Origin of the sequence: Pseudomonas sp. B21-019, from assembly GCF_024749225.1 — a bacterium.
GTDB lineage: Bacteria > Pseudomonadota > Gammaproteobacteria > Pseudomonadales > Pseudomonadaceae > Aquipseudomonas.
Genome location: NZ_CP087193.1, coordinates 3061525 through 3087934, shown reverse-complemented (window position 1 = coordinate 3087934; position 26410 = coordinate 3061525). Strand labels below are relative to the sequence as shown.

Here is a 26410-nt window from a genome sequence, read left to right as displayed (position 1 = left end):
CCGGGCTGTACTAACCTAAGCAAACCGGCTCAAGCCCAATAGCCAGGGCATTCAATACTTGGGGACTCCAGGATGAGGTTTTCCCGTGACCTGCTTGTAGTGCAGCCATGCTGACGCGTTCGGCTCGGCTACTTCTGCTGGGCGCCCTGGGCCTTGGCGGCTGCGTGCGTCTGGGACCGGATTTCCAGGCCCCGGGCGAGGCCTGGACAAAACTCTGGAGCAGCCCTGCGCTTGAACAGGCCAGCCAAAGACGCGCCTATCCCGATGTGCGCCAGTGGTGGCAAGTGTTCGCCGACCCGGTCCTCGACGGGCTGATCGCCGAAGCGGATGCGCACAATTCCAACCTGAAAATTGCCGGCCTTCGCGTCATGGAAGCCCGTGCCCGGTTGGGGATTGCCCAAAGCGGACGCTATCCGCAACTGCAACAGGCCAGCGCCGAGAGCTTGTACATCAACCGTCGGCAATACGGCGGCAGTAACCCGCAAGACAGCCATTTCTGGCAACACAGCGTGGGCTTTGATGTCGGTTGGGAACTGGACTTCTGGGGACGTTTCAGTCGGGCCATCGAGTCGTCAGATGCCAGTTACTTTGCGGCTCAAGCCAATTATGAAGACGTACTGGTACTGCTGCGTGCTCAAGTGGCCGACACTTACTTCTCATTGCGCACCACCGAAGCGCGTTTACGCGTCGCCCGGGAAAACGCCGAACAGCAAAAACGCAATTTCGAGATCACCGAGAAACTGTTCAACAGCGGCCAGAGCGCCGAGCTCGATTTGCAACAAGCCAAGACCCAGTACCTCGGCACCTTGAGCAGCATTCCGGAGCTTGAGGGGCAAGTGCTGCGCACCCGCAACGCATTGGCCGTACTGATCGGACAGCCACCCAACGCCCTGCCCCGATTGCTCGAAAACCAGGGATTGATTCCGCTGGTAGACCGTGCCGTGCTGCAAGACGTACCCGCCAGCTTGCTGTTGCGTCGACCGGACGTACGCGCCGCCGAACTCAACGTCGCCGCCCAATCGGCGCTGATCGGCGTGGCAGAAACCGACTTCTATCCATCGCTGACCTTGCTCGGCAGCATCGTCTGGTCGACCGACACGCTGAAGGGCACCTCCAACAGCCTGGACCTGATCGGCGGCCCCAGTTTGCGCTGGAACCTGTTTGATCACGGTCAGATCAGCAACAACGTGCGGGTGCAGGATGCGCGGTTGCAGCAGCTGATCGAGGTTTATCGCGACAAAGTCCGCGAGGCTGCGCGCGAAGCCGATGATGCCGCCAGCGGCCTGAGCAAATCACTGGAACGCGAGCGCATCCTGAGTGAAGCGCAGGTCGCCGCCAAGCGCTCGCTGAGCCTGGCCAACAGCCAATACCGCGAAGGCTACTCGGACTTCCAGCGGGTGCTGGATGCCCAACGCGCATTGCTCGAACAACAGGACAATTACCTGGTCAGCCGCAGCAATGCCGTGAGCAACCTGATCGCCCTGTACAAAGCCCTCGGCGGTGGCTGGTACAGCGCCCTGCCAACCGTCGACCCAGGCACTCGCCAACAAATGGAACACCGCACCGACTGGGGCAACCTGCTGAATGAACCGGCCCCTTCGCCAGCCCTCTCTTCCACGTCAGACAAGGTCAAAGCCGATGAGTGAACCCTCACCGCCCGCCGCTGAAGCGCCCTCTTCCAAGGCGCCCGAACCGGCTGCCGATCCGGCTGCCGATCCGGCAAAAAAAGGCATCAAATGGGTGCTGCTGCTGATCGTCCTGAGCCTGGCCTGGTATCTGTTGGCTGACCGTTTCACGCCGTATACGCAACAGGCTCGGGTCGGTGCCTTTGTGATTCCGGTGGCGGCTGAAGTGGCCGGCCGCGTGATCCGCGTGAATGTGCGCAACAACCAAGACGTCAAGGCCGGCGATGTGCTGTTCGAGGTCGATCAGCAGCCCTATCAAATAGCCGCCGACCGCGCACGCGCGGATCTTGAGTCTACCCGCCGGCAGATCGGCGCCAGCACCGCCGGCATTGCCTCCGCGCAAGCCTCGTTGCGGGCGGCCCAGGCCAATGAACTCAAGGCCCGGCAGGATAACGAACGCCTTGAAAGCCTGTACCGCCAAGACCGCGGAACCATTTCCGTGCGCCTGCTGGAAGCCTCGCGGGCCAGCCGTGAGCAGGCCGTCAGCCAGGTCGCCGCGGCCCGTGCCGAAGTCCAGCGAGCACGGGAACAGGAAGGTGGCAGCGAGGAAGACAACGCGCTGTTGCGCAGCGCTGCCACGGCGTTGTCAAAAGCCGAACTCGACATGGCCAACACTCAAGTCCGCGCGCGCTCGGCGGGTTTGATTACTGACCTGCGCACCGACGTCGGGCAATTCGCCGCGGTCGGCACGCCGGTCATGACCTTGATTGCCATTCACGATGTGTGGATCAGTGCGGACATGACCGAGAACAACCTTGGGCGGGTCAAGCCTGGAACTCCGGTGGCGATCGTGCTGGACGCGCTGCCGGGCGAGGTCTTCGAGGGGCGGGTGCGCAGCGTCGGCTACGGCGTCAGCGTGGGGCAGACGCCGGCGCCGGGCACCTTGCCTAGCGTGCAGAACAGTCGCGACTGGTTGCGTCCGGCCCAACGCTTCCCGGTGATCATCGAATTTTCTGACGAGGCGATGCAGGTGCTGCGTGACAGTCGCGCCATTCGTGCCGGTGGCCAGGCCGAAGTCATGGCCTTTCCTGCGCAGAACAATCCGCTGAATCCCTTGGGACGCCTGTTTTTCTGGCTGATGAGCTGGCTGTCTTATGCCTATTGATCGCCCGCCCAGATACCAACGGGCGCCGCGTCTGGCCGTCGGCACGGCGCTGTGCCTGGCCATCAGCTTCGGCCTGGCACTGCCGATTCCGTTTATTGCGCCGGTGCTTTCTGTGTTGCTGTTAGCCACGCTTAACAAACCCCTGCCATTCAAGGCCGGAGTGATGCTGGCAGTGGTTGCGATGCTGACCACCGGCATCGGGCTGTTACTGATCCCGGTCCTGCGTTATTACCCCCTCAGCGGTGTGCTGCTGATCGGTGTCAGTCTGTTCCTGGCCTTTGGTTTCGGGCTGCGCGGCGGCAACACCTTGGTCGTGACCTTTCTGATCATTGGCCTGACGATGATTTCCTCGGCCGGCGTTGCCGAGTTCGATCTGGCGATGATGGTCATCGGTGCCCTGGTCAAGGCCTTGCTCCTCGCCGTCATCGTCGTCGCGATCAGTCACTGGCTGTTTCCCGACCCGGCCAATGCACCCTCGCCACCTGCCGCCAGTGCTATGCCGGCGCAAGAAGTGCCCAGGATAGCGCTGCGTGCCACCCTGATCGTGATGCCGGCGTTCCTGTTGGCGCTGATCGACCCGGCCAGTTATCTGCCGATCATTTTGAAAGCGGTCAGTCTGGGCCAGCAGAGTTCAACGGTAACGACGCGCAACGCCAGTCGCGAACTGCTCGGCTCGACTTTGATGGGCGGGCTGTTGGCCATTGTGTTCTGGTGCGCGCTCAGTCTGTTCGTGCACTTGTGGATGTTCTTTCTGTGGATGCTGCTGTTTGGCTTGCTGTTGGCGCGCAAGCTCTATGCCCTGAGTCCGACTCGGCAAACCCCGGGGTTCTGGCTCAACAGCCTGGTCACGTTGATCATCCTGCTGGGCCAGTCGGTGCAGGACAGTCTTGCCGGCAAAGACGTCTATACCGCCTTCGCCGTGCGCATGGCGCTGTTTATCGCCCTCACGCTCTATGCCGACCTGATGGTTCACCTGATCGAACAGCGGCAGCGAACGCCTGATGCTCAGGGCGTTACCTGATAACCGCGCCCTTGCAGGCAGCTGGTATAGGCGGTTGAACTGGTCGCCGCGCTGGTTTTTTGCTGCGCCCGGCGCTCCTGACGCTGGCGCGCGCCACCAACCACTGCGCCCGCCGCTGCGGTTTGCCCGGCCCGGTTCTGGCGATATTCCTGTTTCACATCGTCGTCGACCCCCTCGTAAAACTCGTCATGCTGACGCCCCCGGACCTCAGCGCCCACCGCCCCGGCAGCAGCACCCACCGCAGCACCGCGCAAGCGCCCGCCCGAGGGTGGTGGTGTTGAGGAACTCTGACTCGCCGCGACGTTGCGGCAATCGTTGATGTCCAGCTGGGTTTGTTGCGAACTCTGCCCTTTCAACGGCACAACCGTTTCGGCCTGGACCTGCGTACAGGCCATCGACATTACGACACACAGACTGAAAGACGATAACCGACTCATGATGACCTCCGACAAGGTCCACTGTGTTGGCGGGCGAGCGTCTGGCTGGGAAGTTCCTGGAACAGCGCTCGATAACTGCTGGAAAACCGCCCCAAATGCCAGAACGACCAGTGCATCGCCACTTGCGCGACTGTCGTGTCGCTGGCCGTTCGGCTGAGCAACTCACGGCGCGCACTGTTGAGCCGGCGCAAGCGCAACCAATGCGAGGGCGTCATCCCGGTGTACGCCTTGAACGCGTGCTGCAACTGACGCAACGAAACCCCGGCCACCTGGGACAGTTCCAGCAAATTGAGGGTTTCTTCCGGGGTATCGGCGGCCCATTCGGCGACGCGCTTCATGATCGTTCGCTCTTCGGCCCGGCGCTGCAAGCCTGCTCGATCCAGGCACACACAGGCGTTATCGAGGATGAACAAACAGTCCTCCAACAACTGCTGGGTCAATGCCTCTTTGCTCGGCGGATCCAGCGTCTGCTCCAGTCGCGTCAAGGTGCCGCTCAACCAGCGGCTGAACAGCGCGTTCTGCCCGCAATTGAGCGGCGACATGAACAAGCCTTCGAGCCGCGCCACGTCCAGGCCATGCCGTTGAACGAATTGCGGCCCGAACACCACGGCGATTTCCTGGTAGTTCTCCGGGGTGATCCAGATGTTGCGGCTCTCGCCGTTCAACATGTACAGCGAGTTGTCGTTGCGATCGAAACAGAACGCCAGTGAGCCTTCGGGGGCGCTGAAATTCTGCTCGACCCGGGTGTTCATCTGCTCTTCGTAAATCTCCACGCCTTGCAAGTCCAGATAGCGCACCCGCCCGGCGAAATGCCCCGGTGACATCTGCTGATAGTGCTGCACCCAACCCGGTGTGGCGCGGATCTGCTCGGCCACGTCGGCGGTGTTGAAGGCTTGAACCTGTAACGGATTGCACGCTGTCATGGGGTGACCTTACGCACTCGTTTGGTGCGTTTTGGTGCTGCTTAAAGTGGATAGATGGAACGCCACGGCTCACCCAAGATAGTCGTCAATGCGCCACAGGGGAAGTGTCCGGTGGATGAAGGCGCCTTCCCCGGCGTAATTCAAACCAACAATGAGGTCTTTATGAATGTCCCTTTCGATCAGCTGTTCACGTGGCTGAAAGATCACAAGATTACCGAGGTCGAGTGTGTGGTCAGCGACTTGACCGGCATTGCTCGCGGCAAGATTGCACCCACCAACAAGTTCCTGCATGAGCGAGGCATGCGCCTGCCGGAAAGTGTGCTGTTGCAAACGGTAACCGGGGACTTTGTCGACGACGACATCTACTACGACCTGCTCGACCCGGCCGACATCGACATGGTCTGCAAACCTGTCGCCGACGCGGTTTACGTGGTGCCGTGGGCCATCGAACCCACCGCCATCGTGATCCACGATACCTTCGACAAGTTCGGCAACCCCATCGAACTGTCGCCGCGCAACGTGCTGAAGAAAGTGCTGCAGCTTTACACCGACAAAGGCTGGCAGCCGATTGTCGCGCCGGAAATGGAGTTCTACCTGACCCAGCGCTGTGAAGACCCGGACTTGCCACTCAAGGCACCATTGGGCCGTTCTGGCCGCGCGGAAAGCGGTCGTCAGTCGTTTTCCATCGACGCCGCCAACGAGTTCGATCCACTGTTTGAAGACGTCTACGACTGGTGCGAACTGCAGGGCCTGGACCTCGACACGCTGATCCACGAAGACGGCCCGGCGCAGATGGAAATCAACTTCCGTCATGGCGATGCGCTGGACCTGGCGGACCAGATCACCGTGTTCAAACGCACCCTGCGCGAGGCGGCACTCAAGCACAACGTGACTGCGACTTTCATGGCCAAACCCATTGGTGACGAACCTGGCAGCGCCATGCACATCCATCAAAGCGTGGTCGACATCGCCAGCGGCCAGCCGATCTTCGCCGATGCCGATGGGCGGATGAGCGAGCTCTTCCGGCACCACATCGGCGGCCTGCAAAAGTACATTCCCAAAGTGCTGCCGATGTTCGCGCCCAACGTCAATTCGTTCCGCCGCTTCCTGCCCGACACCTCGGCGCCGGTCAACGTCGAATGGGGCGAAGAAAACCGCACCGTCGGCCTGCGCGTGCCGACCTCGAGCCCCGACGCCATGCGCGTGGAAAACCGTTTGCCGGGTGCCGACGCCAACCCTTACCTGGCGATCGCCGCGAGCCTGTTGTGCGGCTACCTGGGCATGGTCGAAAAGGTCGAGCCGAGCGCCGCGGTGCAGGGTCGTGCTTACGAACGACGCAACCTGCGTCTGCCGATCACCATCGAGGATGCACTCACACGCATGGAAGAGTGCGAAACCATCAAGCGCTACCTGGGCAGCAAATTCGTCCGGGGGTATGTCGCGGTCAAGCGCGCCGAACACGAGAACTTCAAGCGCGTGATCAGCTCCTGGGAGCGCGAGTTTCTGCTGCTCAGCGTCTAAAAAACACACGCCCACATGAGATCACAATCCTCTGTGGGAGCGGGCTTGTGTGGCGAGGGGGCTTGCCCCCGTTGGGGTGCGAAGCACCCCTAACAACGGTCACCACGATCTTGAATTTAGAAAGTGATGACTGGTTTTACGACTGCTTCGCAGTCGAACGGGGGCAAGCCCCCTCGCCACATAAGCCCGATCCCACAAAGACGAATAATTCAAAGAGGTGTCGATATGCGTCTATTGAAATCCGTGGTTCCGGTCGCGCTGGCGGTATTGTTCAGCGCCGGGGCACAGGCTCAGCCGAGCGTCAGCGTCTACAACTGGACCGATTACATCGGCGAGACCACCCTCGCCGACTTCCAGGCAAAAACCGGGATCAAGGTGATCTACGACGTATTCGATTCCAACGAAACCCTGGAAGGCAAACTGCTCGCCGGCCGCACCGGGTATGACGTGGTGGTGCCGTCCAACCACTTTCTCGCGCGCCAGGTGAAGGCCGGCGCGTTCCTCAAACTGGATCGCTCGCAGCTGCCCAACTTCAAAAACCTCGACCCGAAACTACTGACGCTGCTGGAGAAAAACGATCCGCAGAACGCGCATTCCGTGCCGTATCTGTGGGGCACCAACGGCATCGGCTACAACGTCGACAAGGTCAAGCAAGTGCTGGGCATTGATCACATCGATTCCTGGGCCGTGTTTTTCGAACCCGAGAACCTGAAGAAACTCAGCCAGTGTGGCGTGTCGATGATGGACTCGGCTGATGAAGTATTCCCGGCAGTCCTCAACTACATGGGCATGGACCCACGCAGCGAAAACCCTGAGGACTTTAAAAAAGCCGAAGCCAAACTCTTGAGCATCCGGCCTTATATCACCTATTTCCACTCCTCCAAGTACGTCTCGGACCTGGCCAACGGCGACATCTGCGTGGCCTTCGGTTACTCCGGCGACGTGTTCCAGGCGGCCAATCGCGCCAAGGAAGCGAAGAACGGCGTGAACATCGCCTACTCGATCCCCAAGGAAGGCAGCAACCTGTGGTTCGACCTGCTGGCAATTCCCGCCGACGCCAGCAACCCGAAAGAGGCCCACGCCTTCATCAATAACCTGCTGGACCCGCAAGTGATCGCCAAGGTCAGCGCCTCGGTGGGCTATGCCAATCCGAACCCGGCGGCCAAGGCCTACATGGATGCTGAGTTGGTCAATAATCCTGAGGTCTATCCTCCTCAGGATGTCCTCGACAAACTCTACATCTCCACCACCCCGCCCCAGGCGATCATGCGTCTGATGACCCGTTCCTGGAGCAAAGTGAAGTCCAACCAATGAATCAGCATGACAAGCAACATGCCCGCTCCTATTACGCGGCATCGGCCAATGGCATGGCACCCTACCCTACGCTGGATTCGGACCTTGAAGCCGATGTCTGCGTGATCGGTGGCGGGTTCACCGGCGTCAACACCGCGATCGAACTGGCGCAGCGCGGGCTCTCGGTGATTCTGCTGGAGGGCCGGCGAATCGGCTGGGGCGCCAGCGGTCGTAATGGCGGGCAGTTGATCCGTGGCATTGGCCATGACGTCAGTGGGTTCGCCCGTTATGTCGGCGAGGAAGGCGTGCGTTATCTGGAGCGTGCGGGCATCGAGTCCGTGGAGCTGGTGGGCAATCGCATCCGTGAACATGGCATCGATTGCGACCTGCGCTGGGGCTTCTGCGAACTGGCCAATACCCCGGCGCAGTTCGCTGCGTTCAAGGCTGAGCTGCAAAGCCTCGCCGAGTTGGAGTACGCCCATGAAACCCGACTGGTCGGCCCCGAGCAGATCCGCCAGCAAGTGGTGGGCTCGGACCTTTATGCCGGCGGCCTGATCGACATGGGTTCTGGGCACTTGCATCCGCTGAATCTGGTGCTCGGCGAAGCGCAACTGGCGCAATCCCTCGGGGTACGGATTTTCGAGCAGAGCCCGGTGCTGGAGTTGGTCCACGGCAGCACCGTGCAGGTTCGCTGCGCCGGCGGTACAGTGCGCGCCGGCAGCCTGGTGCTGGCCTGTAACGCACATCTGGAAGAACTCGAACCGCGCCTGAGCGGTAAGGTGCTGCCGGCGGGCAGTTACATCATCGCCACCGAACCGTTGGCACCCGACGTGGCCGCGCAATTGATTCCGCAAAACCTGGCGCTGTGCGACCAGAAAGTCGGCCTCGACTACTACCGGCTCTCGGCGGATCGACGTCTGTTGTTCGGCGGTGCCTGCCATTATTCCGGGCGCGACCCCGTGGACATCGGCGCCTATATGCGGCCGAAAATGCTCAAGGTCTTCCCGCAATTGGCGGATGTGCGCATCGACTATCAATGGGGCGGCAGGATCGGCATCACCGCCAACCGTTTCCCCCAGGCCGGCCGCCTGAGCCAGTACCCGAACGTGTTCTACGCCCAGGGTTATTCCGGCCATGGCCTGAACGTGACCCACTGGTGCGCCCGGTTGCTGGCCGAAGCGATTCAGGCCGGCCACAGCCAGGGGCTGGACGTGTTCAGCGCCGTGCCGCACATGACCTTTCCCGGCGGACGAGCCTTGCGCTCACCGCTGCTGGCGCTTGGCATGTTCTGGTATCGCCTGCGTGAATTACTTGGCTGAACTGTGGCGAGGGGGCTTGCCCCCGTTGGGTCGCGAAGCGACCCCAAAACCTGCCATCGCATTCATGCAGGCATACCGGTTGACGACTGCGCAGCCGAACGGGGGCAAGCCCCCTCGCCACAAGTCGCATCCGGGTTATCCCTGGAGTAGCCTTTAGATTTGCTCAATCGCAAGTCACTTCTATATTGAAGGAGTGCTCTGACTCTTCTGCCTTCCGGCGAGTGCGGCCCATGGCGACGACTGCTCCATTGATCATCTGCGAGCACTGCGACTGCGTGTATGAAAAAGTCACGCTCGCCAAACATCAAAAGGCCCTGTGTACCCGTTGCGGCGGTGTGCTTGCGCGTTACAACGGCTTGTCGGTGCAGCAACGCCTGGCGCTGAGCTTCACGGCGGCAGTGCTGTGGACTTTCTCGAATTTCTACCCGGTCATGACCATCAGCCTCAAGGGCATGAAGAACAGCGCGACGCTGTGGGATTCGGTGGTGGCGCTGAGCCAGGGGCCGATCACTTTCATTGCGTTGGTGGCGGCGATTTCCATCATCATCGCGCCGATGTTCCAGCTGCTCCTGTTGATCTGGGTATTGAGCTTCGCCCTTACCTCCCGACGTTCACCTGGCTTCAAGCTGTGCATGCGCTGGCTGGAAACCCTCAGGCCCTGGAGCATGCTGGAAGTCTGCTTGCTGGGGGCGATGGTCGCGGTGTTCAAACTCGCCGGGTTGCTGGATGTGCTGCCGGGTATCGGCATGTTTGCCCTGGCGGTCCTCAGCCTGTTGCTGATCCGCATCGCCGGGCGCGATGTACGTGATCTGTGGGACACCCTATGAACAGGCCTCCGCTCGCCAGCGAACTCAACCTCTGCCTGTGCCACAGTTGTGGCATGGCCTGCGACATGACCGATCAACCTCACGAATGCGAACGCTGCGGCGCGCCGTTGCATGCCCGCAAACCTGACTCTCTGACCCGGACATGGGCCTACCTGCTGGCCTCACTGGTGTTTTATATCCCGGCCAATCTGCTGCCGGTAATGAACACCAGTCTGTTCGGCAACGGCTCCGACAGCACCATCATGAGCGGTGTGCTGGAGTTCTGGGCACACGGTGCATGGGACATTGCGCTGATCATTTTCATTGCCAGCATCGCGGTGCCGGGCATCAAGTTCGTGGCTCTCTCCCTGCTGCTGATCACGGTGCAACGCGGCAGCTTCTGGGCGCGCAAGGAACGTTCGAGGCTTTACCGTTTTGTCGAGCTGATCGGCTACTGGTCGATGCTCGACGTAATTGTCGTTGCGCTGGTGGCGGCATTGGTGAAATTCCAGGCTTTGGGCGATATCGAACCGCGCCCGGGCATTCTGTTCTTTGGTCTGGTGGTGGTGTTCACCATGCTGTCGGCGATGAGTTTCGACCCGCGACTGATCTGGGATAAAGAACGGGATCAAGAGCCGGAAAACCCACAAGATGAGGAGCGCATGGATGAAGTCCCAAGCCACTGACGGTCCGCACGCCCCTGGCCAGGCCGCGATCAAGACTCGTCGCTTCAGCGTTTCGCTGGTATGGATCGTGCCGATCGTAGCGGTGTTGGTGGGGATTTCCCTGGTGGTGCACAGCTGGCTGCAGGAAGGCCCGACCATCACCATCACGTTCAAGACCGGTAGCGGCCTGGTGGCCAACAAGACCGAGGTCAAATACCGCAATGTGGTCATCGGCCGCGTCTCGGAGGTGAAACTGAGCGGCGACCAGAAACGCGTCGACGCCACGATCCAGCTCGACAAACAGGCTGAAAGCTTTACTCGTGCAGACTCGCCATTCTGGGTTGTGCGGCCGCGCATCGGTGCCGGTGGCGTTTCGGGCATCGATACCTTGCTGTCGGGCGACTACATTGGTGCCGACATCGGCCAGGCCGATGCCCGTTCCAAACACTTCACCGGGCTGGAAAACCCGCCGCCCATTACCTATGGCGAGCCGGGCAAACGCTTCATGTTGCACACTCAGGACCTCGGCTCGCTGGACATCGGCTCCCCCGTCTACTACCGCAAGATCCCCGTCGGGCAAGTGGTGGCGTATGAACTGGATGCCGACGGCAAAGGGGTGAACATCGAAATCTTCGTGCATGCACCCAACGACGCCTATGTCACCGAAAATACCCGGTTCTGGAACGCCAGCGGTATTGATGTGAATGTCGGCGCCAACGGTTTTGCGGTGAAGACCGAGTCCCTGTCGGCCCTGTTGGTGGGCGGCATCGCGTTTCGCGCGCCGGAATACAGCCCCAACGATCAAGTGGCAGCGGAGGATAATGCCTTCGACCTGTTCGAGGATGAGCATACCGCCCTCGCCCCGCCCAACGGCAAGGCGCAGTACCTGAGCTTGCGTTTCGATCAGGCATTGCGCGGGCTCAAGGTCGATGCACCGGTGGAATTCCTCGGCATGGAGATCGGCCGGGTGGTAGCGGTCAATCTGGATTTCGACGTGAAGAACCGCAGCTTCCCGGTTAACGTCGGCATCGTGATCTACCCGCAACGCCTCGGTAAGGCTCATCTCAAATTGCTCGAGGCCTTGAAGCATGACCCCAACGATGAAGCCGCCAGCGTGCGCCTGATCGGCTCCTTCATCGAAAACGGCCTGCGAGCCCAGGCCCGTAACGGCAATCTGTTGACTGGCCAGCTGTACATCGCGCTCGACTTTTACCCCAAAGCAGAGAAAGTTGCGTTCGATCCAACCGCCCGTCCCGTCGTTATTCCCACCATTCCCGGAAGCCTTGAGCAGTTGCAGGAAAAACTCGAGAGCATGGTCAACAAGATCAACCAGCTGCCCATCGAACGCATAGCCGGCAACCTCGACAGCAACCTCGTCGAACTGCGCAAAGGCCTCGCACAATTCAACGCCAAGACCCTGCCCGGCGTGCAAACCACCCTGTCGGACGTCAGCAAGACCTTGCAATCGGCCAGTTCGACCCTCGCCGAAGATTCGCCGCAACGGGAACAACTGAGCCAGACCCTGGACGAACTTGGACGCATGTCGCGCTCGTTGCGTGAACTTTCGGACTACATGGGACGGCATCCGGAATCGCTGATTCGCGGCCGCCCCGACAATGCCCCGCCGATGGATCTGCAAGGGCCACCGCGCAACTGACCACAGGAGCTACCCCATGGCATTTTCGCTGAAGATCACGCTGGTCACTGCGTTGTTACTACTCGCCGCTTGCCGCAGTGATCCGATTCAATTCCACACCCTGACCCCGGCTCAACCGAGCGGTGCAAGCGGCGGCGCGGACATCCAGATCGAAAGCATCACCGTGCCGCCCCAGGTCGACCGTCCGCAGATCGTCATTCGTCAAGGCAACGCCGGCCTGGCAATCCTCGAAACACAATGGTGGGGCGCAAGCCTGTCGGAAGAACTGCGCAGTGCCCTGGTCGATCAACTGGTCAACAGTAACCCGCAGCGCAAAGTGTCGTTGCGCCTGGAAGTTCAGCGTTTTGATTCGATACCCGGCCAGTACGCATTGATCGACGTCAAATGGCGCCTGCGCAAACTCGGCGAAGGCGACGCTGCACTGGTCACCTGCCGCAGCACCTTGCAGACGCCTTCCGGCACGAGTATCGATGAGTTGGTGGTGGCTCATCAGAACAATGTGAAGCGCTTGGCCGCCACCATCAGCCAGGCTACCGCAGGCACATCGAAAAGCTGCCCGGCAACTAAATGACAGTCGTCAGGCGCCTTCCAGTTCAATGGTGAAACAACTGCCGTTGGGCTGAAGGCTGCTGTGTACCACACGCCAATTCTGATGGGGCACTGCACGTGGTGTTCAAGACAAGCGTTGCAACAACCAACTAAAAAAATACTGAAATTTTTATACGCAAATTTTTCACATCCCTTTCACCACTCCGACACCTGCCTTGAACTAGTGTCTTTCCATGGCCCTTCAAGCGTTGTTACGCAGGGTTGTATTTGAAAGTTGTTCTCTATTGCGTACCGACGGGTAAACAAAACATGGTTGATCATGTATCGCGCAAACAGCCAGCGGCACGAATCGTTACATCGCGGCTCGGCAAACTGGCCGCGGCAACGGCCGCTCTGGTTATCGCGGCACTCGTCACGGGGTTTGTCTGGTGGCCCAGATCGCCGATCAACCTGGCGACCGCCGGGTCCGAAGCGACCAACAGCCTGGTCGATCGCTGGCAAGCCGGTGAAGTGGTGGTACTGGTTCGCCATGCGGAACGCTGCGACCAGTCCAGCAATCCGTGCCTTGGCCCCGCCGACGGCATTACCCGAGTCGGCAGCGAAGCCGCCACAGCCGTGGGCCAAGGCTTTATGCAGTTGGGCATGACCCAAACCGATGTGCTGAGCAGCCCAGCCACCCGCACGGCACAAACCTCGCGCTACATGTTCGGTAAAGACGCGGCGACCCAGGAATGGCTGGTCAGTTGCGGCAAAACCCTGCGTAACGATGTGGTGGCGCACAAGCAAGCCCATCGGAATCTGGTGCTGGTCACGCACAGCGGTTGCATCAGCGACTTCGAAGCCCAGACCGGTTTCGAGCACGCGACGACCAGTAAGTATGGCAGTGCCTTGTTCGTGCAAATTGCCGCCGACGGGCAACCCCAGGTACTCGGCATTGTGAATGCCACTGACTGGCAGACGCTGTTGCACGGCAAAGCCTTGAAACAATAATCGCGGCAAAAAAAGTCGAAGCCGAGAAAGCGTTTTTGCTCGGGCAGACTATAACTAGTCCGTAACCCTTAGATGGCTGACGCAACTTCTGTAGTCCACATCACTATTGTGTTGCTTTATGTAAGAAGTTCCGCTAGTGCACGCATGCACCTAGCGGAGCAACATCCTTCTGCGCCAAGGTCGAGTCATGACGTCCAATAACTTGTTGCCCCACCCCGACGGCTCTTTATTGCGCGGCACCGCGCGTGCGCTGCCCATCACCGAACGCTGGATCGTGCCCGGCTTGCTGCTGGCCTACGTGGTTTTCTACCTGCTGCCGCTAGTCACCCATGGTCTATGGATTCCCGATGAAACCCGTTATGGCCAGATCAGTCAGGAAATGCTGCTGAGCGGTAACTGGGTGTCCCCGCACTTCATGGGTATCCGCTACTTCGAGAAACCCATCGCCGGTTACTGGATGATCGCCATCGGTCAAGCGGTGTTTGGCGACAACCTGTTTGGTGTGCGTATCGCTTCGGCGCTGAGCACCGGGCTGAGCGTCTGGCTGACTTACCTGATTGCTCGCCGATTCTGGAATGACCCGGGCAAGAGTTTTATCTGCGCCTTGCTCTACATGAGCTTCGGCCTGATCGCCGGACAAGCCGGATACGCCAACCTCGATCCGCAATTCACGCTCTGGGTCAACTTGAGCCTGGTCGCGTTGTGGTTTGCCATCGATAGCCATTCCTCCCGCGGCAAACTCGGCGCTTGGGCGCTGTTGGGTTTTGCCTGTGGCATGGGCTTCATGACCAAGGGCTTTCTCGCCTGGTTATTGCCGGTGTTGATCGCCCTGCCCTACATGATTTGGCAGCGACGCCTGGGCGAGCTGTTGCGCTACGGACCTCTGGCGGTGGTCGTGGCGGCGGTGGTCTGCCTGCCGTGGGTGCTCGCCATTCACCATCAGGAACCGGATTTCTGGCGGTTCTTCTTCTGGCACGAACACATTCGCCGTTTCGCTGCCGATAACGCGCAACATGCTCGCCCGTGGTGGTTCTATCTGCCGCTGCTGGTCGCTTCGAGCCTGCCGTGGGCCGCCTTGTTGCCGACGACGTTGGTTCAGGCCTGGCAGCAAAAGCGCCAGCCCGTGATCGGTTTTCTGTTGCTCTGGATGCTGTTGCCCCTGGCGTTCTTCAGCTCGAGTAGCGGCAAACTGCCGACCTACATCATGCCGTGCCTGTTGCCTTTGGCGTTGCTGATGGGACACACAGTGATGGAGCTGTTGAATCAGGGGCGAGGCCGGATCCTTCGCATCAACGGCGTGATCAACGTCGTCATCGCCACCAGCGCCCTGATCGCCCTGCTTTATCTGCAAGCCACCAAGGAAGTCTACGTAAACACCGAGATGTTCACCCTGTCCCTGGCGTTCATCGTGTTGCTCGGCTGGATCATCACCAACGCCTTGCAGGTGCTGCGTCCATTGATGTTCTGGGCAATGCCGGCACTCGGCATCTGGCTGCTGGTAGCGTTGTTGCCGGCTGCGATGCCGGCACAGATCGTCAATAGCCAAATGCCTGACCAGTTCATCGCCGAGCATCTGGATGCCTTGAGTCAGACGACATCGTTGCTCAGCAACGATCTGGGTGCGGCGTCAGCTTTGTCGTGGCGACTGAAGCGGCCACAGGTCGATCTTTACAACACTATCGGCGAGCTGAAATATGGCCTCGATGATCCCGCCATGGCGTCACGTAAAGTCACCATGGACAACGTCGGGCAATGGATGACCGAGGCCCGCAAAAAAGGCGCGGTCGGTGTGGTGATGCGGGTTAACAGCGTCGTGGAAATGCAGGAAGTCGAGATGTTGCCCATCGATGGCAAGCGTTATCAGCGCGGCCAACTGGAGATTCTGATATTCCCGCAGAGCCAACCCTGACGCCGTTCTTCCTACAGGAAACCCGCCATGAACCTTCGGGCTAGTGACAGGGGCGCGTTGGCGCTCCTGCTCGGCGCCTCTGCGCTGATTTTGTTGTTGGGTCTGGGCACGCGGGAGTTATGGGGGCCGGAAACCCGCTGGGCCAACATCGCGCTGCAAATGCTGCAGAGCGGTGACTATTTCGATCCCTACCTCAAGGGCGGGCCGTATTACGACAAACCGCTGCCCTCCTACTGGCTGATCACGGCCACCGCGTGGCTGACCGGCGGTTTGGGACACTGGTCATTACGCTTGTCCTCGGTGGTTGCTGCCTGGCTGAGCGTCTGGCTGGTGTACTTGATCGGCGAGCAGCTGATGCGCAAAGGCACCGGGTTGATTGCCGGCTGGATGCTGGCGACCACCTTCTATTTCGTGTTCTGGGCACGGGTCGCCACCGCCGACATCCTCACCGTCTGCGGTGTTCTGGCGGCGGTCTGGTGGTATTGGCGCGGGCCGCAAGACACGCGTTTCAGCCGTTACCTGGTGTTTTTCCTGCTGTTGTCCCTGACCTCATTGTTCAAAGGCCTGATCGGCTTCATTCTGCCGGGCTTGCTGCTGTTACCGCATGTGGTGCAGGACGGTCGCTGGAAAAGCCACCTCAATCTGCGGCTGTGCGCAGCCCTGGTCATCGCCGGGGCGTTTTACATGACGCCATTCATATTGTCGCACCTCTACGGCGCGCCGACTTATGGCGAAAGTGGCCTGGGCCTGGTGCTGCGGGAAAACGTCGTGCGGTTTTTCCAGCCCTTCGACAACATCGGACCGATCTACACCTATCTGATTTACCTCCCGGTCTACACCCTGCCATGGGCGCCTTGCTGGATGCTGGGGTTGTGGTTTGCGCTGCGCCACTGGCGCAGCGTCGAACCCAATACGCGCTGGCTGGTTTGGGGGTTGGGTCTGTTGATGCTGTTTTTCACGGCCAGCGGCAGTCGACGCAGTTACTACGTGTTGCCCCTGGTGCCCTTCGCCCAGTTGCTGGGCGCCTGGTGGATCACCCGGCGAATGGCCGAACGCAATGCCACAGACAGGTTCGGTAGTCGCCGATTGAAAATCGGTTTCGGCCTGACCGCTGTGTTGTTGATGGCGATACTCGGTGTGTTCTATCCCTGGACCAACGGCGGTGGCGGCGTGGTTCAGTTCGGTGAGACGGTCAGGCTTGAGGCCAGCAAACGCGCACCGCTCAATACATGGCGCATGGTGATGATCGAGGTGGACAACAAAGTGCCGATGTACCTGCAAACCGGCGGCGCCCCCTTCTATTATGTGCAGCAAACCCAGGACTTTCCTCGCACCGGCGATACCGCCGCGCTGATGACCTGGCTGGACAACACCAGCGGCCAGCACTGGGACCCGCAACGCACCATCGTTATCACCCAGTACCGCAACGGTGATGCAGTACCGCTGGACTACCTGAGTGCCGACCATCAGGTCATCACCACCACGCCCAACAACGGCGAGCGCATATTCCACGGCCGTGAAGACCAGAGCGTGGCGTTTATACCCCGGGGCTAATAAATGTCAGTGCACGCTTTTGCTGTCGATCTTTGTCGCCAGGTTGCTCAGTGCCTCGGTACACGCCGCCAGATCCGGCGACCCGGTTCTGACTTGCTTCAACGCCCGGTCCAGGGACTTGTCGATGGAGGTCCAGCCTTCAGGATCAATCGGTCGCAGCTTTTCCTCGTTTTGGTCCCAAGTGCTTTCCAGGTCGGTGATCCTGGCCCGTGCGCCTTTCATGTCGCCACTGCCGAGCAGTTTTTCGGTGTCGGTAATGATGACCTTCAGGTAGGACAAGTCGCCCATCGACCCCGCGGAAGGTGCCGCTACAGGAATGGCGGCACTGCTCTGCTGGCTATCAAGCTTGGCCAGCAGGGTTTTCAGGGCGTCGGCACAGGCTTTCGGGTCCGGTTTGCCGGAGCGCAATTGGGACAGCGCACGGTCGATCGATTTGTCGACCGACGTCCAGGATGCCGGCGCCTTCGGCTGCAAGGTTTCTTCGGCCTGATCCCAGGCGGTTTCCAGATCGGTGATGCGAGCCTTGGCTGCCTTCAGGTCGCCGGCGTCCACTAAACGGGCAGTGTCTACGGTAATCTTCCGGAAACTCGACAAATCGCCAAGGGAACCGGTCACCGTCGAGGCGCTCACCGTCGTTTTACCGGCCGTTGCCTGAGCCGGCACCCAGAACCACCCACCGACGCCGACCGTGCAGACGAACAGCAGCGCCCCCAGGAACGGCGTGGACGCCAGATGCGGGACACGCTTGGGGCTGAGGTTCAATGTTGAACCAACCTTCGCCACCCGAAAGCTTCGCCGAGAAAGCGTCAGCCAGATAGCGCTGGACATGAAAATCGACGACACCGCGCCGGATATCAGACCCAGCACCAGAGCCAGCGAGAACATCTGCAACGGTTCGCAGGCAAACAGATACAGGCAGGTCGACGCCATCACCACTGTCAGCACGGTGTACAGCGAACGCCTCAGGGTCTGGCTGATGCTCAGGTTGATCAGGCTCCACAAGGCCAGCGCATCCACCGGCGGGGACTTTTTCACGTTTTCGACAATGCGTCCGAAGATCACGATCTTGTCGTTCAGTGAATAGCCGATGATCGTCAGCAATGCCGCGATGTAAGTGACGTCGATCTCGAACTTGAACAGCGAGAAGATCGCCGAAACGATGAGGATGTCCTGAACGATCGGCAGCAAGGTTGCCAAGGCGATGGCCCAGGAGAAACGCAGGCCGATATAGATCGCGATGCTGGCGAATGCCGCAATCACCGCATAAATGGCCCGAGTGGCAAAATCCCGTGCAACGCCCGGGTCTGCGGTGTTTTCCTCATACTCTACGGTCTGATACTTACCCTTGAACGCAGTAATGATCTGCTTAAGATCAGCGGGCTTGAGCACTTCATCGAAGCGTACGGCGATGTGCTGATTCTGTGCACCGCCCACGGCCACGGTGGCCGGGATGGTGCCCGCCCCGGTCATGATTTGCGTGGCGGTTTCCTGAGTGATCGCACGGTCGACGTCGATGTCCAGCGCAGTGCCGGCGGTAAAATCGATGTCCAGGTTCAGGCCGTGAGCGCGGTAATACAGCGAGCCGGAAACGATGGTCAGCAACGAGACCACAATCGCCGTTTTACCCAGGCCCACGAAGTTGAAACGGCGCGCCTTGGTGGCGCGCGGCTTGCCCTTGCCAATCAACCAGCACTGGTTGACCCACTGGGTATCGACCAGCCACAGCATCAGCTGGCGAATCAGCAAGAAGTTAGTGGCGACACTGATCACGATGCTCACCAGCATGGTCAGCGCAAATCCTTGAATCGGTCCGATGCCGGCCGCGAACAAGGCAATCATCGCCAGCGCGGTCACCAGGTTTGCATCACGTATCGTCGGCAGCGAGCCTTTGAAACCGTTATCCACGGCTTCGCGCAGAGACCGGCCAAGGTCGATTTCCTCGCGAATACGTTCCAGGCAAATGATGCTCGCATCCGCCGCCATGCCTATACCCAGCACAAACGCCACCACCGCCGACAGCGACAAGGTGGCACCCGAGGCGGTGAACACAATCAGCAATAGCCACAGGTAGACCAGCGTACAAAACGCGGCGATCAAACCGGCGGTGCGGTACAGCCCCACCAGCAACAGGAAAATACAGGCGATGCCGATCAAACCAGCCTGAACGGTTTCCGCCAGCGCGGTTTTGCCGAGTACGCTGCCGACGGTCTGGGTGTATTTCTCAGTCAGCTGCGTGGGCAACCCCTGCGAACTTCCGAGCAGCGAGCGTGATTCTTCGGCGGACGTCAGGCCTGCCAGTTTCACCCGAATATGGTTGGCGCCCTCGACCCGGATGTCCGGCTCGGTAATACCGATGCTGTCGGCGCGTTTACTCAGGATCGCGACCGTCTGCAACAGGTCATCCTTGGCGAGCAGGGTTTTGCCCGGTGCCGGATTCACAACGTAATAAATCTCGTAACCACCGCGAAATTCCAGCCCGAAGCGCACATGAGTGGCCAGGCTGGAAAATGTCGCGGCCACCAGACAGGCCAGAAGCCCCGTCAGGAGGATGAACGACAAGCGTCGACTGGAAAGGCTCATGGAAGAAATCCAGATAAGGGACTGAAAAGCGAATCGAAGCCCAAGGGCTTGTTCACCACTGCCGGGCAGTCTAAAGAAGCGAAAGTGAACCGCTTGTTAACGAAGTCGTATGGCTGTGCGACGGCTTGCCAGCGCGTGCCGGACATGCAATGAATGCACGCCTGCGATGCCTGATCAGGAAGCGAGCGATGAAGGTTCTGGTGGCCGAAGACAATGCCCTGCTGGGTAACAGCATCAAGCGCGGGCTTGAGGAAGCAGGCTGGGTAGTGGATCTGGCCAGGGACGGAAAAGAGGCCTTGTACTATGCCGATGCCAGTGAGTATGACGTGTTGGTGCTGGACTGGATGCTGCCGCAGATATCGGGTCTGGACGTACTCAACGTGCTGCGCGGCAAGGGCAACGAAGTGCCTGTGATCATGGTCACGGCCAGAAGCGAGGTGGTGGATCGGGTGCAGGGCCTGGATCGCGGCGCCGACGATTATCTGACCAAACCTTTCGAAATGATCGAGCTGGTGTCGCGGCTCAATGCCCTCTATCGACGCTCGATCGCCCGTGGCTCGAAATCGCTGACACTGGGCAATCTGAACATCGAACTCGACACCTTGCGGGTCAGCATCGGCGACCGTCCGCTGGAGCTCACGGGCATGGAATACGATCTGCTGGTGGCACTGGCCGGCAAGGCGAATCAATTGCAGACCCGCACGGTGTTGCTGGGTCTGCTCTACCCTTTCGACAGCGAGCCGGACAGCAACAGCCTGGACGTGCTGCTCAATCGCCTGCGACGCAAGTTGGCTGGGGCCGACGTCGAGATTGAAACCGTTCGCGGCAAAGGGTTGATCCTTCGTGTGGCGTAACCTGGCACTGAACATCAAAATCGCACTCACGCTGTTCGTGGTTCAGGCGTGTGTGTTGCTCGTCGGCTATGTGTGGCTGAGTCATTGGGTGCAAACCACCCGGCTCGATGAACTGCGGCACCATCTTGATACCCAGTCGGACGTCATCGAGTCGCTGATCAGCGTCGAAAACGCACAGTTGGTCTATCAGCGCCAGGGTGAATTCGCCTCGGAACTGGATCACGATCACGACCTGTATTTTGATTTGTCATCGATATCGGGCGAGATGCTGCAAGAGTCCTGGGGGCCAACGCCGTCAATGCGCAAAGCGCTTCGCGAGGCCATGAGTCAGGTTCGCGCGGGCGACGAAGAGACGTTCCTGTTCGATGTCGGTCACGAGAAATGGATCGCACAGATGGGCGACCTTGAGCGCGCCGGCCCCGAAGGCCCGCTGAAAGCCAGGCTGCTGGTGGCCACCAACGCGCAACCGGTGCTCAATGCGGTCGACGCCTTCAAACGGGTGGTGGCGCTGGCCGCGATAGGGATATTGCTGTTGACGACGCTTGGCAGTTTTATCGTGGTGTCGCTCTCCACCCGCAACCTTCGCCATTTCGCTCGACAACTGCGCACCTTGAAGCCGCCGGAATTCACCCGCCGGGTGGTATTCGAGGCGCACTCGGCGGAAGAAAAACTGCTGTTCGACAGCTACGCGCAAATGGAAGCGGCGGTTCAGGAGGTGCTGGAACATCAACGGCTGTTTATCGCCAACGCCTCCCATGAACTGAAGACGCCGATTGCTGCCGTGACCTCTGCGCTGGAGGTCATTCTGGCGCGGCCACGGCACGCCGAAGATTACGCCCAGACCTGTCGTGATGTGCTGGCCGAAATGCAGGTGCTCAAGCGCCTGTCTCTCGGCCTGTTGGACCTTGCGCAACTGGAGGGCACCACCGAGATTGCCGGGCAGGCAAGCGGGTTGAATGACAATGCGCTCAATGCCGTTGAGCGTTGGCGCAAGGCCGCCGAACTCAAAGGTCTCAGTCTCTCCCTGCATCTGCTGGAGGATTATCAGGCCCAAGTCGCCGGAGGACCGGAACAGTGGGAAGTGGTGTTTGGCAACCTGCTGGACAACGCCATCAAGTACACCCCGGCCGGCGGCGCCGTCGACGTCAGGCTGGACGAACCACCGGGTGGCGGTTTGATCATCCGGATCACCGATAACGGTGCAGGCATGTCCGCACAAGAAGTCCGGCAATTGGGGCAAGTGTTTTTCCGTGCCGACGCCGCACGGTCGCAACCATCGTCGTTCGGACTTGGATTTGCCCACTGCAAGCGGATTGTCGAAAGACTGGGTGGACATCTGACGGTTCAAAGTACGCCGCAGACAGGGACGCGCGTGACCATTGCCATGATGCGTTATAAGCCTTGAGCCCCGCGTCACCTCAGACCAGGCCAAAGTTCAGCCAAGAGGCCCAAGGCCACACTCCGATCGAAGATATCGTTTGAAAGTTGCCCACCACCGTGTCGGCTCAAGTTTTCCGCCGACAGTGAAATGACATCTATTTACGATTTTTTGACGTTTTTTTCTCATTTGGCGCTCTACATTCGCGGCGACTCAAACATGCAAATGATTCGCATTGTTCCAATAATGAATCCGCGCGTGTTGACTAAAAAAACAGGAGCCGTCGACAGAATGATTTCCCGCATCCCCTCGTTCCTTAAAAACGCATTGCTGACCACTGCTTTACTCAGCGCCGGTCATGTGTATGCCGCTGCGCAGGCTGACGGTATCGTGGTCTACAACGCTCAACACGAAAGCCTGACCAAAGCCTGGATCGAAGGCTTCACCAAGGAAACCGGTATCAAAGTGACCGTGCGCAATGGCGACGACACCGAGATGGGCAATCAGCTCGTGCAGGAAGGTGCAGCCTCCCCGGCCGACGTGTTCCTGACCGAAAACTCCCCGGCGATGGTGTTGGTCGACAACGCGGGGCTGTTTGCACCGGTTGCGCCGAGCACGCTGGAACAAGTGGGCGCGGCCTATCGTCCGGCGCATGGCAAATGGGTAGGGATTGCCGCGCGCTCCACGGTGTTCGTCTACAACCCGAGCAAGCTGTCTGAAGCAGACTTGCCAAAATCGCTGATGGACCTCGCCGCACCGAACTGGAAAGGCCGCTGGGCTGCTTCGCCAGCAGGCGCCGACTTCCAGGCCATCGTCGCAGCTGTATTGGAACTCAAGGGTGAAGCCGCGACCCTCGACTGGCTGAAAGCCATGAAAACCAACTTCACCGCCTACCGGGGCAACAGCGCCGTGCTCAAAGCGGTCAATGCCGGTCAGATCGACAGCGGTGTGATCTATCACTATTACAGCTTCGTCGATCAGTCCAAGACCGGCGAGAACAGCAAGAACACCTCGCTGAACTACTTCAAACACAAGGATCCAGGTGCCTTTGTCAGCCTGTCCGGCGGCGGCGTCCTGGCCTCCAGTCAACACAAGGAACAGGCCCAGGCATTCCTGAAATGGATTACCGGCAAAGACGGCCAGGCGATCCTCAAGAACGGCAACTCGTTTGAATACGCCGTGGGCAAGAATGCAGAGTCCAATCCGAAACTGGTGCCGCTGCAGCAACTCGACGCTCCGACTGTCGACGTCTCGAAACTCGACAGCAAAAAGGCGGTTGAGCTGATGACCCAGGCCGGGTTGCTCTAATTGCTTCCTGAAACGCTACCGGCAGAGGTCGCTGCGGCGTCCTCTGCACACTTGCGCGCACGCTCTCGCGGCCTCTTCGCAGGCCGCGGCGGCGCCTGGGTGATTAGTCTGTCGGTGCTGATGTCGTTACTGGCGTTACTGCCGATTGCTTTCGTGATCGGCGTATCGGTGCAGACTGGCTGGGCGACGCTGGTGACGCTGGTATGGCGCCCACGCGTCGGCGAGTTGCTGATCAACACCGTGCTGCTGGTGGTGCTCACCATTCCCTTGTGCATCGCACTAGGGCTGGCGCTGGCCTGGTTGACGGAACGCACCAACTTGCCGGGGCGGCGCTGGTGGTCGCTGTTGGCGACGGCGCCGCTGGCGGTGCCGGCATTCGTGCACAGCTATGCCTGGGTCAGTCTGGTGCCGCCGATTCATGGGCTGTTTGCCGGCGTTCTGGTTTCGGTCATCGCCTATTTCCCGTTTCTTTACCTGCCGATAGCGGCGACTTTGCGTCGGCTCGATCCGGCCATCGAAGATGTCTCCGAGTCGTTGGGGCTCAAGCCCTGGGCAGTGTTCTTTCGCGTGGTGCTGCCGCAGTTGCGCCTGGCCATCTGCGGCGGTGCCTTGCTGGTGGGGCTGCACCTGCTGGCCGAGTACGGTCTGTACGCGATGATTCGCTTCGACACCTTCACCACGGCCATCTTCGATCAGTTCAAGTCCACCTTCAACGGGCCTGCCGCCAATATGCTGGCCGGCGTCCTCGCGCTCTGCTGCCTCGCCATGCTGACGGCCGAGTCGGCTGCTCGCGGCACGGCGCGCTACGCCCGGGTCGGGTCGGGAAGCGCGCGCGAACAAAGGATCGTGCGCTTGAAGTTGCGCACCACCCTGCTCGCGCTCACGCTGCAAGGCATGACCTGTGTGCTGGCACTCGGTGTGCCGTTGATCACCCTTGGCAAGTGGCTGATCGCCGGTGGCGCGCAAGTCTGGAACCTGAGCGAACTGTTGCCGGCGCTGGAGCAGACGCTGATGCTCGGGGCCGCCGGTGCGCTCATTACCACATGCGCGGCCATCCCGATCGCCTGGCTGTCGATTCGCTCACCGGGCCCGTTGCAACGTGTGCTGGAAAGCTGCAACTACATTACCAGCGCGTTGCCGGGGATTGTCGTTGCGCTGGCGCTGGTAACGCTGACGATTCATTTTGCCCGGCCGATTTACCAGACCACCATCACGGTGCTGCTGGCGTATTTACTGATGTTTTTGCCCCGCGCCCTGGTGAGTTTGCGCGCAGGTATCGCCCAGGCGCCGGTGGAACTGGAGAACATGGCGCGCAGCCTCGGCCGTTCGCCTGGTCGGGCGTTGTGGCTGATCACTCTGCGTCTGGCCGCACCCGGTGCTGCCGCTGGCGCTGCGCTGGTGTTTCTGGCGGTCAGCAATGAGTTGACCGCCACCCTGCTGCTAGCCCCCAATGGCACGCGCACCCTGGCCACCGGTTTCTGGGCAATGACCAGTGAAATCGACTATGCCGCCGCGGCGCCCTATGCCTTGCTCATGATTCTGCTGTCGCTTCCGTTAACCGGACTTCTTTACCATCAATCCAAACGCACGGCTGGCCGATGAACGCTCTTGAACTCCACTCGATCTGCAAGTCCTACGGTTCTCAACGAGCCCTGGAGAACATCAGCCTGTCGGTGCCGACGGGAAGCCGTACGGTGATCGTCGGCCCGTCCGGTTCGGGCAAGACCACCTTGCTGCGAATGATCGCCGGTTTCGAGTTCCCGGACTCGGGCAGCCTTGCGCTCAATGGTCAGACGCTGGTCGACGGCACCCGCGAGGTACCCGCGCATCAACGCTTGATCGGCTATGTTCCGCAGGATGGTGCACTGTTCCCGCACATGACCGTAGCCGCCAACATCGGTTTCGGGCTGGCGGCCAAGGGCGTTGCCAAACAGGAACGTGTCGCCGAGTTGATGGACAGCGTGGCACTGGACTCGAGCATGGCCAATCGTTGGCCGCATGAACTCTCCGGCGGCCAGCAACAGCGTGTCGCGCTGGCCCGGGCCCTGGCGCAACAACCACGGCTGATGTTGCTGGACGAGCCGTTTTCGGCACTCGATACCGGTTTGCGCGCCGCCATGCGCAAATTGGTCGCAAGGCTTCTGGCTGACGCCGGTGTCACGACCATTCTGGTGACTCACGATCAAAGTGAAGCGTTGTCATTCGCCGATCAGTTGGCGGTGATGCGTCAGGGCCGGCTAGTGCAATCCGGACATCCGCTGGACCTTTACCGCTATCCCTCCGATGAACAAACAGCCCTGTTTCTCGGGGATGCCGTGGTCATGCCGGCCAGAATCGAAGCGGGTTGGGCTCATTGCGATCTGGGTCGCATACCGGTCAACAACCACAGAAACAACCGATCAGCGCAAATCATGCTGCGCCCCGAGCAACTTCAGCTGATCAGCGCGCCCCACGGACTGGCGCAACAGGACGGCTGTCGCGGCGTGGTCACCGAATGCGACTTCGGCGGTAATACCTGCACATTGACCGTGGAATTGCAGACGTTTAGCGCTGATGAGCGTCCGGGTCGTTCATTGCTGGTGCGCAGCTCCGGCATGCACGCGCCACCCGCTGGCAGCGAGGTTCATGTGTCGACCATCGGCCATGCTCATGTACTGAGCGAACCTTAAGGTTTTGAATCGGTAACGGGTAAGAAACGAAATCGCCCCGAATATAACAATTGAAAAAAAAACAACTAAGCAATGCAGCGCAAGTCCATCAAGGCGGACACTTCTGGACGCCTTTCCCTACAAAAAGTGCGATGAGCCGGTAGAAGTCTGAACAGTGCCTGTATGGGCTTGAAATAAAACGAATCAC

The 26410-nt window shown here is 60.0% G+C and carries 21 protein-coding genes; 18 read left to right on the top strand and 3 right to left on the bottom strand.

Annotated elements, in window-relative coordinates; genetic code table 11:
• Positions 1-107 precede the first annotated feature (107 nt).
• The 3 genes from LOY36_RS13855 to LOY36_RS13845 are packed head-to-tail and all read left to right on the top strand — an operon-like array spanning position 108 to position 3811.
• Positions 108-1646: an efflux transporter outer membrane subunit gene (locus LOY36_RS13855; protein ID WP_258674062.1), complete on the top strand. Its 1539-nt coding sequence runs from the start codon at positions 108-110 to the stop codon at positions 1644-1646.
• The gene (locus tag LOY36_RS13850) at positions 1639-2790 is read left to right on the top strand and encodes an HlyD family secretion protein (RefSeq protein WP_258674060.1); all 1152 of its coding nucleotides are present in this window, start codon (positions 1639-1641) and stop codon (positions 2788-2790) included. Before LOY36_RS13855 ends, LOY36_RS13850 begins: the two co-directional genes overlap by 8 nt.
• The gene (locus tag LOY36_RS13845) at positions 2780-3811 is read left to right on the top strand and encodes a DUF2955 domain-containing protein (protein WP_258674058.1); all 1032 of its coding nucleotides are present in this window, start codon (positions 2780-2782) and stop codon (positions 3809-3811) included. Before LOY36_RS13850 ends, LOY36_RS13845 begins: the two co-directional genes overlap by 11 nt.
• Here LOY36_RS13845 and LOY36_RS13840 read toward each other — a convergent pair.
• Positions 3796-4248 (bottom strand): YMGG-like glycine zipper-containing protein, encoded by a 453-nt coding sequence (locus tag LOY36_RS13840; RefSeq protein ID WP_258674056.1) that lies wholly within the window; start codon positions 4246-4248, stop codon positions 3796-3798. The two genes, LOY36_RS13845 and LOY36_RS13840, sit on opposite strands and share 16 nt — an antisense overlap.
• Positions 4245-5171: a helix-turn-helix domain-containing protein gene (locus LOY36_RS13835; RefSeq protein WP_019578879.1), complete on the bottom strand. Its 927-nt coding sequence runs from the start codon at positions 5169-5171 to the stop codon at positions 4245-4247. The genes LOY36_RS13840 and LOY36_RS13835 overlap by 4 nt, the downstream gene beginning before the upstream one ends.
• Positions 5172-5333: 162 nt before the next feature.
• Here LOY36_RS13835 and LOY36_RS13830 point away from each other — a divergent pair, with 162 nt between their 5' ends.
• The 10 genes from LOY36_RS13830 to LOY36_RS13785 all read left to right on the top strand — a co-directional run bounded on the left by LOY36_RS13830 (position 5334) and on the right by LOY36_RS13785 (position 17434).
• Positions 5334-6692: a glutamine synthetase family protein gene (locus tag LOY36_RS13830; RefSeq protein ID WP_258674054.1), complete on the top strand. Its 1359-nt coding sequence runs from the start codon at positions 5334-5336 to the stop codon at positions 6690-6692.
• A gap of 225 nt (positions 6693-6917) precedes the next feature.
• On the top strand, positions 6918-8006 hold the full coding sequence (locus LOY36_RS13825; RefSeq protein ID WP_019578877.1) for a polyamine ABC transporter substrate-binding protein: 1089 nt from the start codon (positions 6918-6920) through the stop codon (positions 8004-8006).
• The gene (locus tag LOY36_RS13820; RefSeq protein WP_258674053.1) at positions 8003-9304 is read left to right on the top strand and encodes an FAD-binding oxidoreductase; all 1302 of its coding nucleotides are present in this window, start codon (positions 8003-8005) and stop codon (positions 9302-9304) included. The genes LOY36_RS13825 and LOY36_RS13820 overlap by 4 nt, the downstream gene beginning before the upstream one ends.
• Before the next feature lie 230 nt (positions 9305-9534).
• Entirely contained in the window at positions 9535-10131 is a 597-nt protein-coding gene (locus tag LOY36_RS13815) for a paraquat-inducible protein A (protein ID WP_019578875.1), read from the top strand.
• Positions 10128-10796 carry a paraquat-inducible protein A gene (locus tag LOY36_RS13810; RefSeq protein WP_019649695.1) on the top strand — a complete coding sequence of 223 codons (669 nt, stop codon included), beginning with the start codon at positions 10128-10130 and terminating at the stop codon, positions 10794-10796. The genes LOY36_RS13815 and LOY36_RS13810 overlap by 4 nt, the downstream gene beginning before the upstream one ends.
• Positions 10777-12432: an intermembrane transport protein PqiB gene (locus tag LOY36_RS13805; RefSeq protein ID WP_258674052.1), complete on the top strand. Its 1656-nt coding sequence runs from the start codon at positions 10777-10779 to the stop codon at positions 12430-12432. The genes LOY36_RS13810 and LOY36_RS13805 overlap by 20 nt, the downstream gene beginning before the upstream one ends.
• Positions 12433-12448: 16 nt before the next feature.
• Positions 12449-13003, top strand: a complete 555-nt coding sequence (locus LOY36_RS13800; RefSeq protein WP_019649693.1) for a membrane integrity-associated transporter subunit PqiC — start codon at positions 12449-12451, stop codon at positions 13001-13003.
• A gap of 287 nt (positions 13004-13290) precedes the next feature.
• The gene (locus LOY36_RS13795) at positions 13291-13971 is read left to right on the top strand and encodes a histidine phosphatase family protein (RefSeq protein ID WP_258674051.1); all 681 of its coding nucleotides are present in this window, start codon (positions 13291-13293) and stop codon (positions 13969-13971) included.
• Positions 13972-14158: 187 nt separating this feature from the next.
• On the top strand, positions 14159-15880 hold the full coding sequence (gene arnT, locus LOY36_RS13790; RefSeq protein ID WP_258674050.1) for a lipid IV(A) 4-amino-4-deoxy-L-arabinosyltransferase: 1722 nt from the start codon (positions 14159-14161) through the stop codon (positions 15878-15880).
• Between the two features lie 27 nt (positions 15881-15907).
• Complete coding sequence (locus tag LOY36_RS13785) at positions 15908-17434, top strand: glycosyltransferase family 39 protein (protein ID WP_258674049.1); 1527 nt, start codon at positions 15908-15910, stop codon at positions 17432-17434.
• 6 nt (positions 17435-17440) lie between these two features.
• Here the strand turns inward: LOY36_RS13785 and secF are convergent, their stop codons facing one another.
• On the bottom strand, positions 17441-20014 hold the full coding sequence (gene secF, locus LOY36_RS13780; RefSeq protein ID WP_258674048.1) for a protein translocase subunit SecF: 2574 nt from the start codon (positions 20012-20014) through the stop codon (positions 17441-17443).
• A gap of 188 nt (positions 20015-20202) precedes the next feature.
• On the opposite strand from secF, the gene LOY36_RS13775 reads away from it, so the two are divergent.
• The 5 genes from LOY36_RS13775 to LOY36_RS13755 all read left to right on the top strand — a co-directional run bounded on the left by LOY36_RS13775 (position 20203) and on the right by LOY36_RS13755 (position 26223).
• The gene (locus LOY36_RS13775) at positions 20203-20868 is read left to right on the top strand and encodes a response regulator transcription factor (protein WP_258674046.1); all 666 of its coding nucleotides are present in this window, start codon (positions 20203-20205) and stop codon (positions 20866-20868) included.
• On the top strand, positions 20858-22273 hold the full coding sequence (locus LOY36_RS13770) for a HAMP domain-containing sensor histidine kinase (protein ID WP_258674045.1): 1416 nt from the start codon (positions 20858-20860) through the stop codon (positions 22271-22273). Before LOY36_RS13775 ends, LOY36_RS13770 begins: the two co-directional genes overlap by 11 nt.
• Positions 22274-22537: 264 nt before the next feature.
• Positions 22538-23554 (top strand): iron ABC transporter substrate-binding protein, encoded by a 1017-nt coding sequence (locus LOY36_RS13765; protein ID WP_258674044.1) that lies wholly within the window; start codon positions 22538-22540, stop codon positions 23552-23554.
• A complete protein-coding gene (locus tag LOY36_RS13760; RefSeq protein ID WP_258674043.1) occupies positions 23555-25156 on the top strand; it encodes an iron ABC transporter permease in 1602 nt (533 codons plus the stop codon). It begins immediately after the preceding gene.
• Positions 25153-26223 (top strand): ABC transporter ATP-binding protein, encoded by a 1071-nt coding sequence (locus LOY36_RS13755; RefSeq protein WP_258674042.1) that lies wholly within the window; start codon positions 25153-25155, stop codon positions 26221-26223. The genes LOY36_RS13760 and LOY36_RS13755 overlap by 4 nt, the downstream gene beginning before the upstream one ends.
• Positions 26224-26410 lie beyond the last annotated feature (187 nt).

Coding starts and splice junctions, on each gene's coding strand:
- LOY36_RS13855 (WP_258674062.1), top strand. CDS start 108: ATGCTGACGCGTTCGGCTCGGCTACTTCTGCTGGGCGCCCTGGGCCTT.
- LOY36_RS13850 (WP_258674060.1), top strand. CDS start 1,639: ATGAGTGAACCCTCACCGCCCGCCGCTGAAGCGCCCTCTTCCAAGGCG.
- LOY36_RS13845 (WP_258674058.1), top strand. CDS start 2,780: ATGCCTATTGATCGCCCGCCCAGATACCAACGGGCGCCGCGTCTGGCC.
- LOY36_RS13840 (WP_258674056.1), bottom strand. CDS start 4,248: ATGAGTCGGTTATCGTCTTTCAGTCTGTGTGTCGTAATGTCGATGGCC.
- LOY36_RS13835 (WP_019578879.1), bottom strand. CDS start 5,171: ATGACAGCGTGCAATCCGTTACAGGTTCAAGCCTTCAACACCGCCGAC.
- LOY36_RS13830 (WP_258674054.1), top strand. CDS start 5,334: ATGAATGTCCCTTTCGATCAGCTGTTCACGTGGCTGAAAGATCACAAG.
- LOY36_RS13825 (WP_019578877.1), top strand. CDS start 6,918: ATGCGTCTATTGAAATCCGTGGTTCCGGTCGCGCTGGCGGTATTGTTC.
- LOY36_RS13820 (WP_258674053.1), top strand. CDS start 8,003: ATGAATCAGCATGACAAGCAACATGCCCGCTCCTATTACGCGGCATCG.
- LOY36_RS13815 (WP_019578875.1), top strand. CDS start 9,535: ATGGCGACGACTGCTCCATTGATCATCTGCGAGCACTGCGACTGCGTG.
- LOY36_RS13810 (WP_019649695.1), top strand. CDS start 10,128: ATGAACAGGCCTCCGCTCGCCAGCGAACTCAACCTCTGCCTGTGCCAC.
- LOY36_RS13805 (WP_258674052.1), top strand. CDS start 10,777: ATGAAGTCCCAAGCCACTGACGGTCCGCACGCCCCTGGCCAGGCCGCG.
- LOY36_RS13800 (WP_019649693.1), top strand. CDS start 12,449: ATGGCATTTTCGCTGAAGATCACGCTGGTCACTGCGTTGTTACTACTC.
- LOY36_RS13795 (WP_258674051.1), top strand. CDS start 13,291: ATGGTTGATCATGTATCGCGCAAACAGCCAGCGGCACGAATCGTTACA.
- arnT (WP_258674050.1), top strand. CDS start 14,159: ATGACGTCCAATAACTTGTTGCCCCACCCCGACGGCTCTTTATTGCGC.
- LOY36_RS13785 (WP_258674049.1), top strand. CDS start 15,908: ATGAACCTTCGGGCTAGTGACAGGGGCGCGTTGGCGCTCCTGCTCGGC.
- secF (WP_258674048.1), bottom strand. CDS start 20,014: ATGAGCCTTTCCAGTCGACGCTTGTCGTTCATCCTCCTGACGGGGCTT.
- LOY36_RS13775 (WP_258674046.1), top strand. CDS start 20,203: ATGAAGGTTCTGGTGGCCGAAGACAATGCCCTGCTGGGTAACAGCATC.
- LOY36_RS13765 (WP_258674044.1), top strand. CDS start 22,538: ATGATTTCCCGCATCCCCTCGTTCCTTAAAAACGCATTGCTGACCACT.
- LOY36_RS13755 (WP_258674042.1), top strand. CDS start 25,153: ATGAACGCTCTTGAACTCCACTCGATCTGCAAGTCCTACGGTTCTCAA.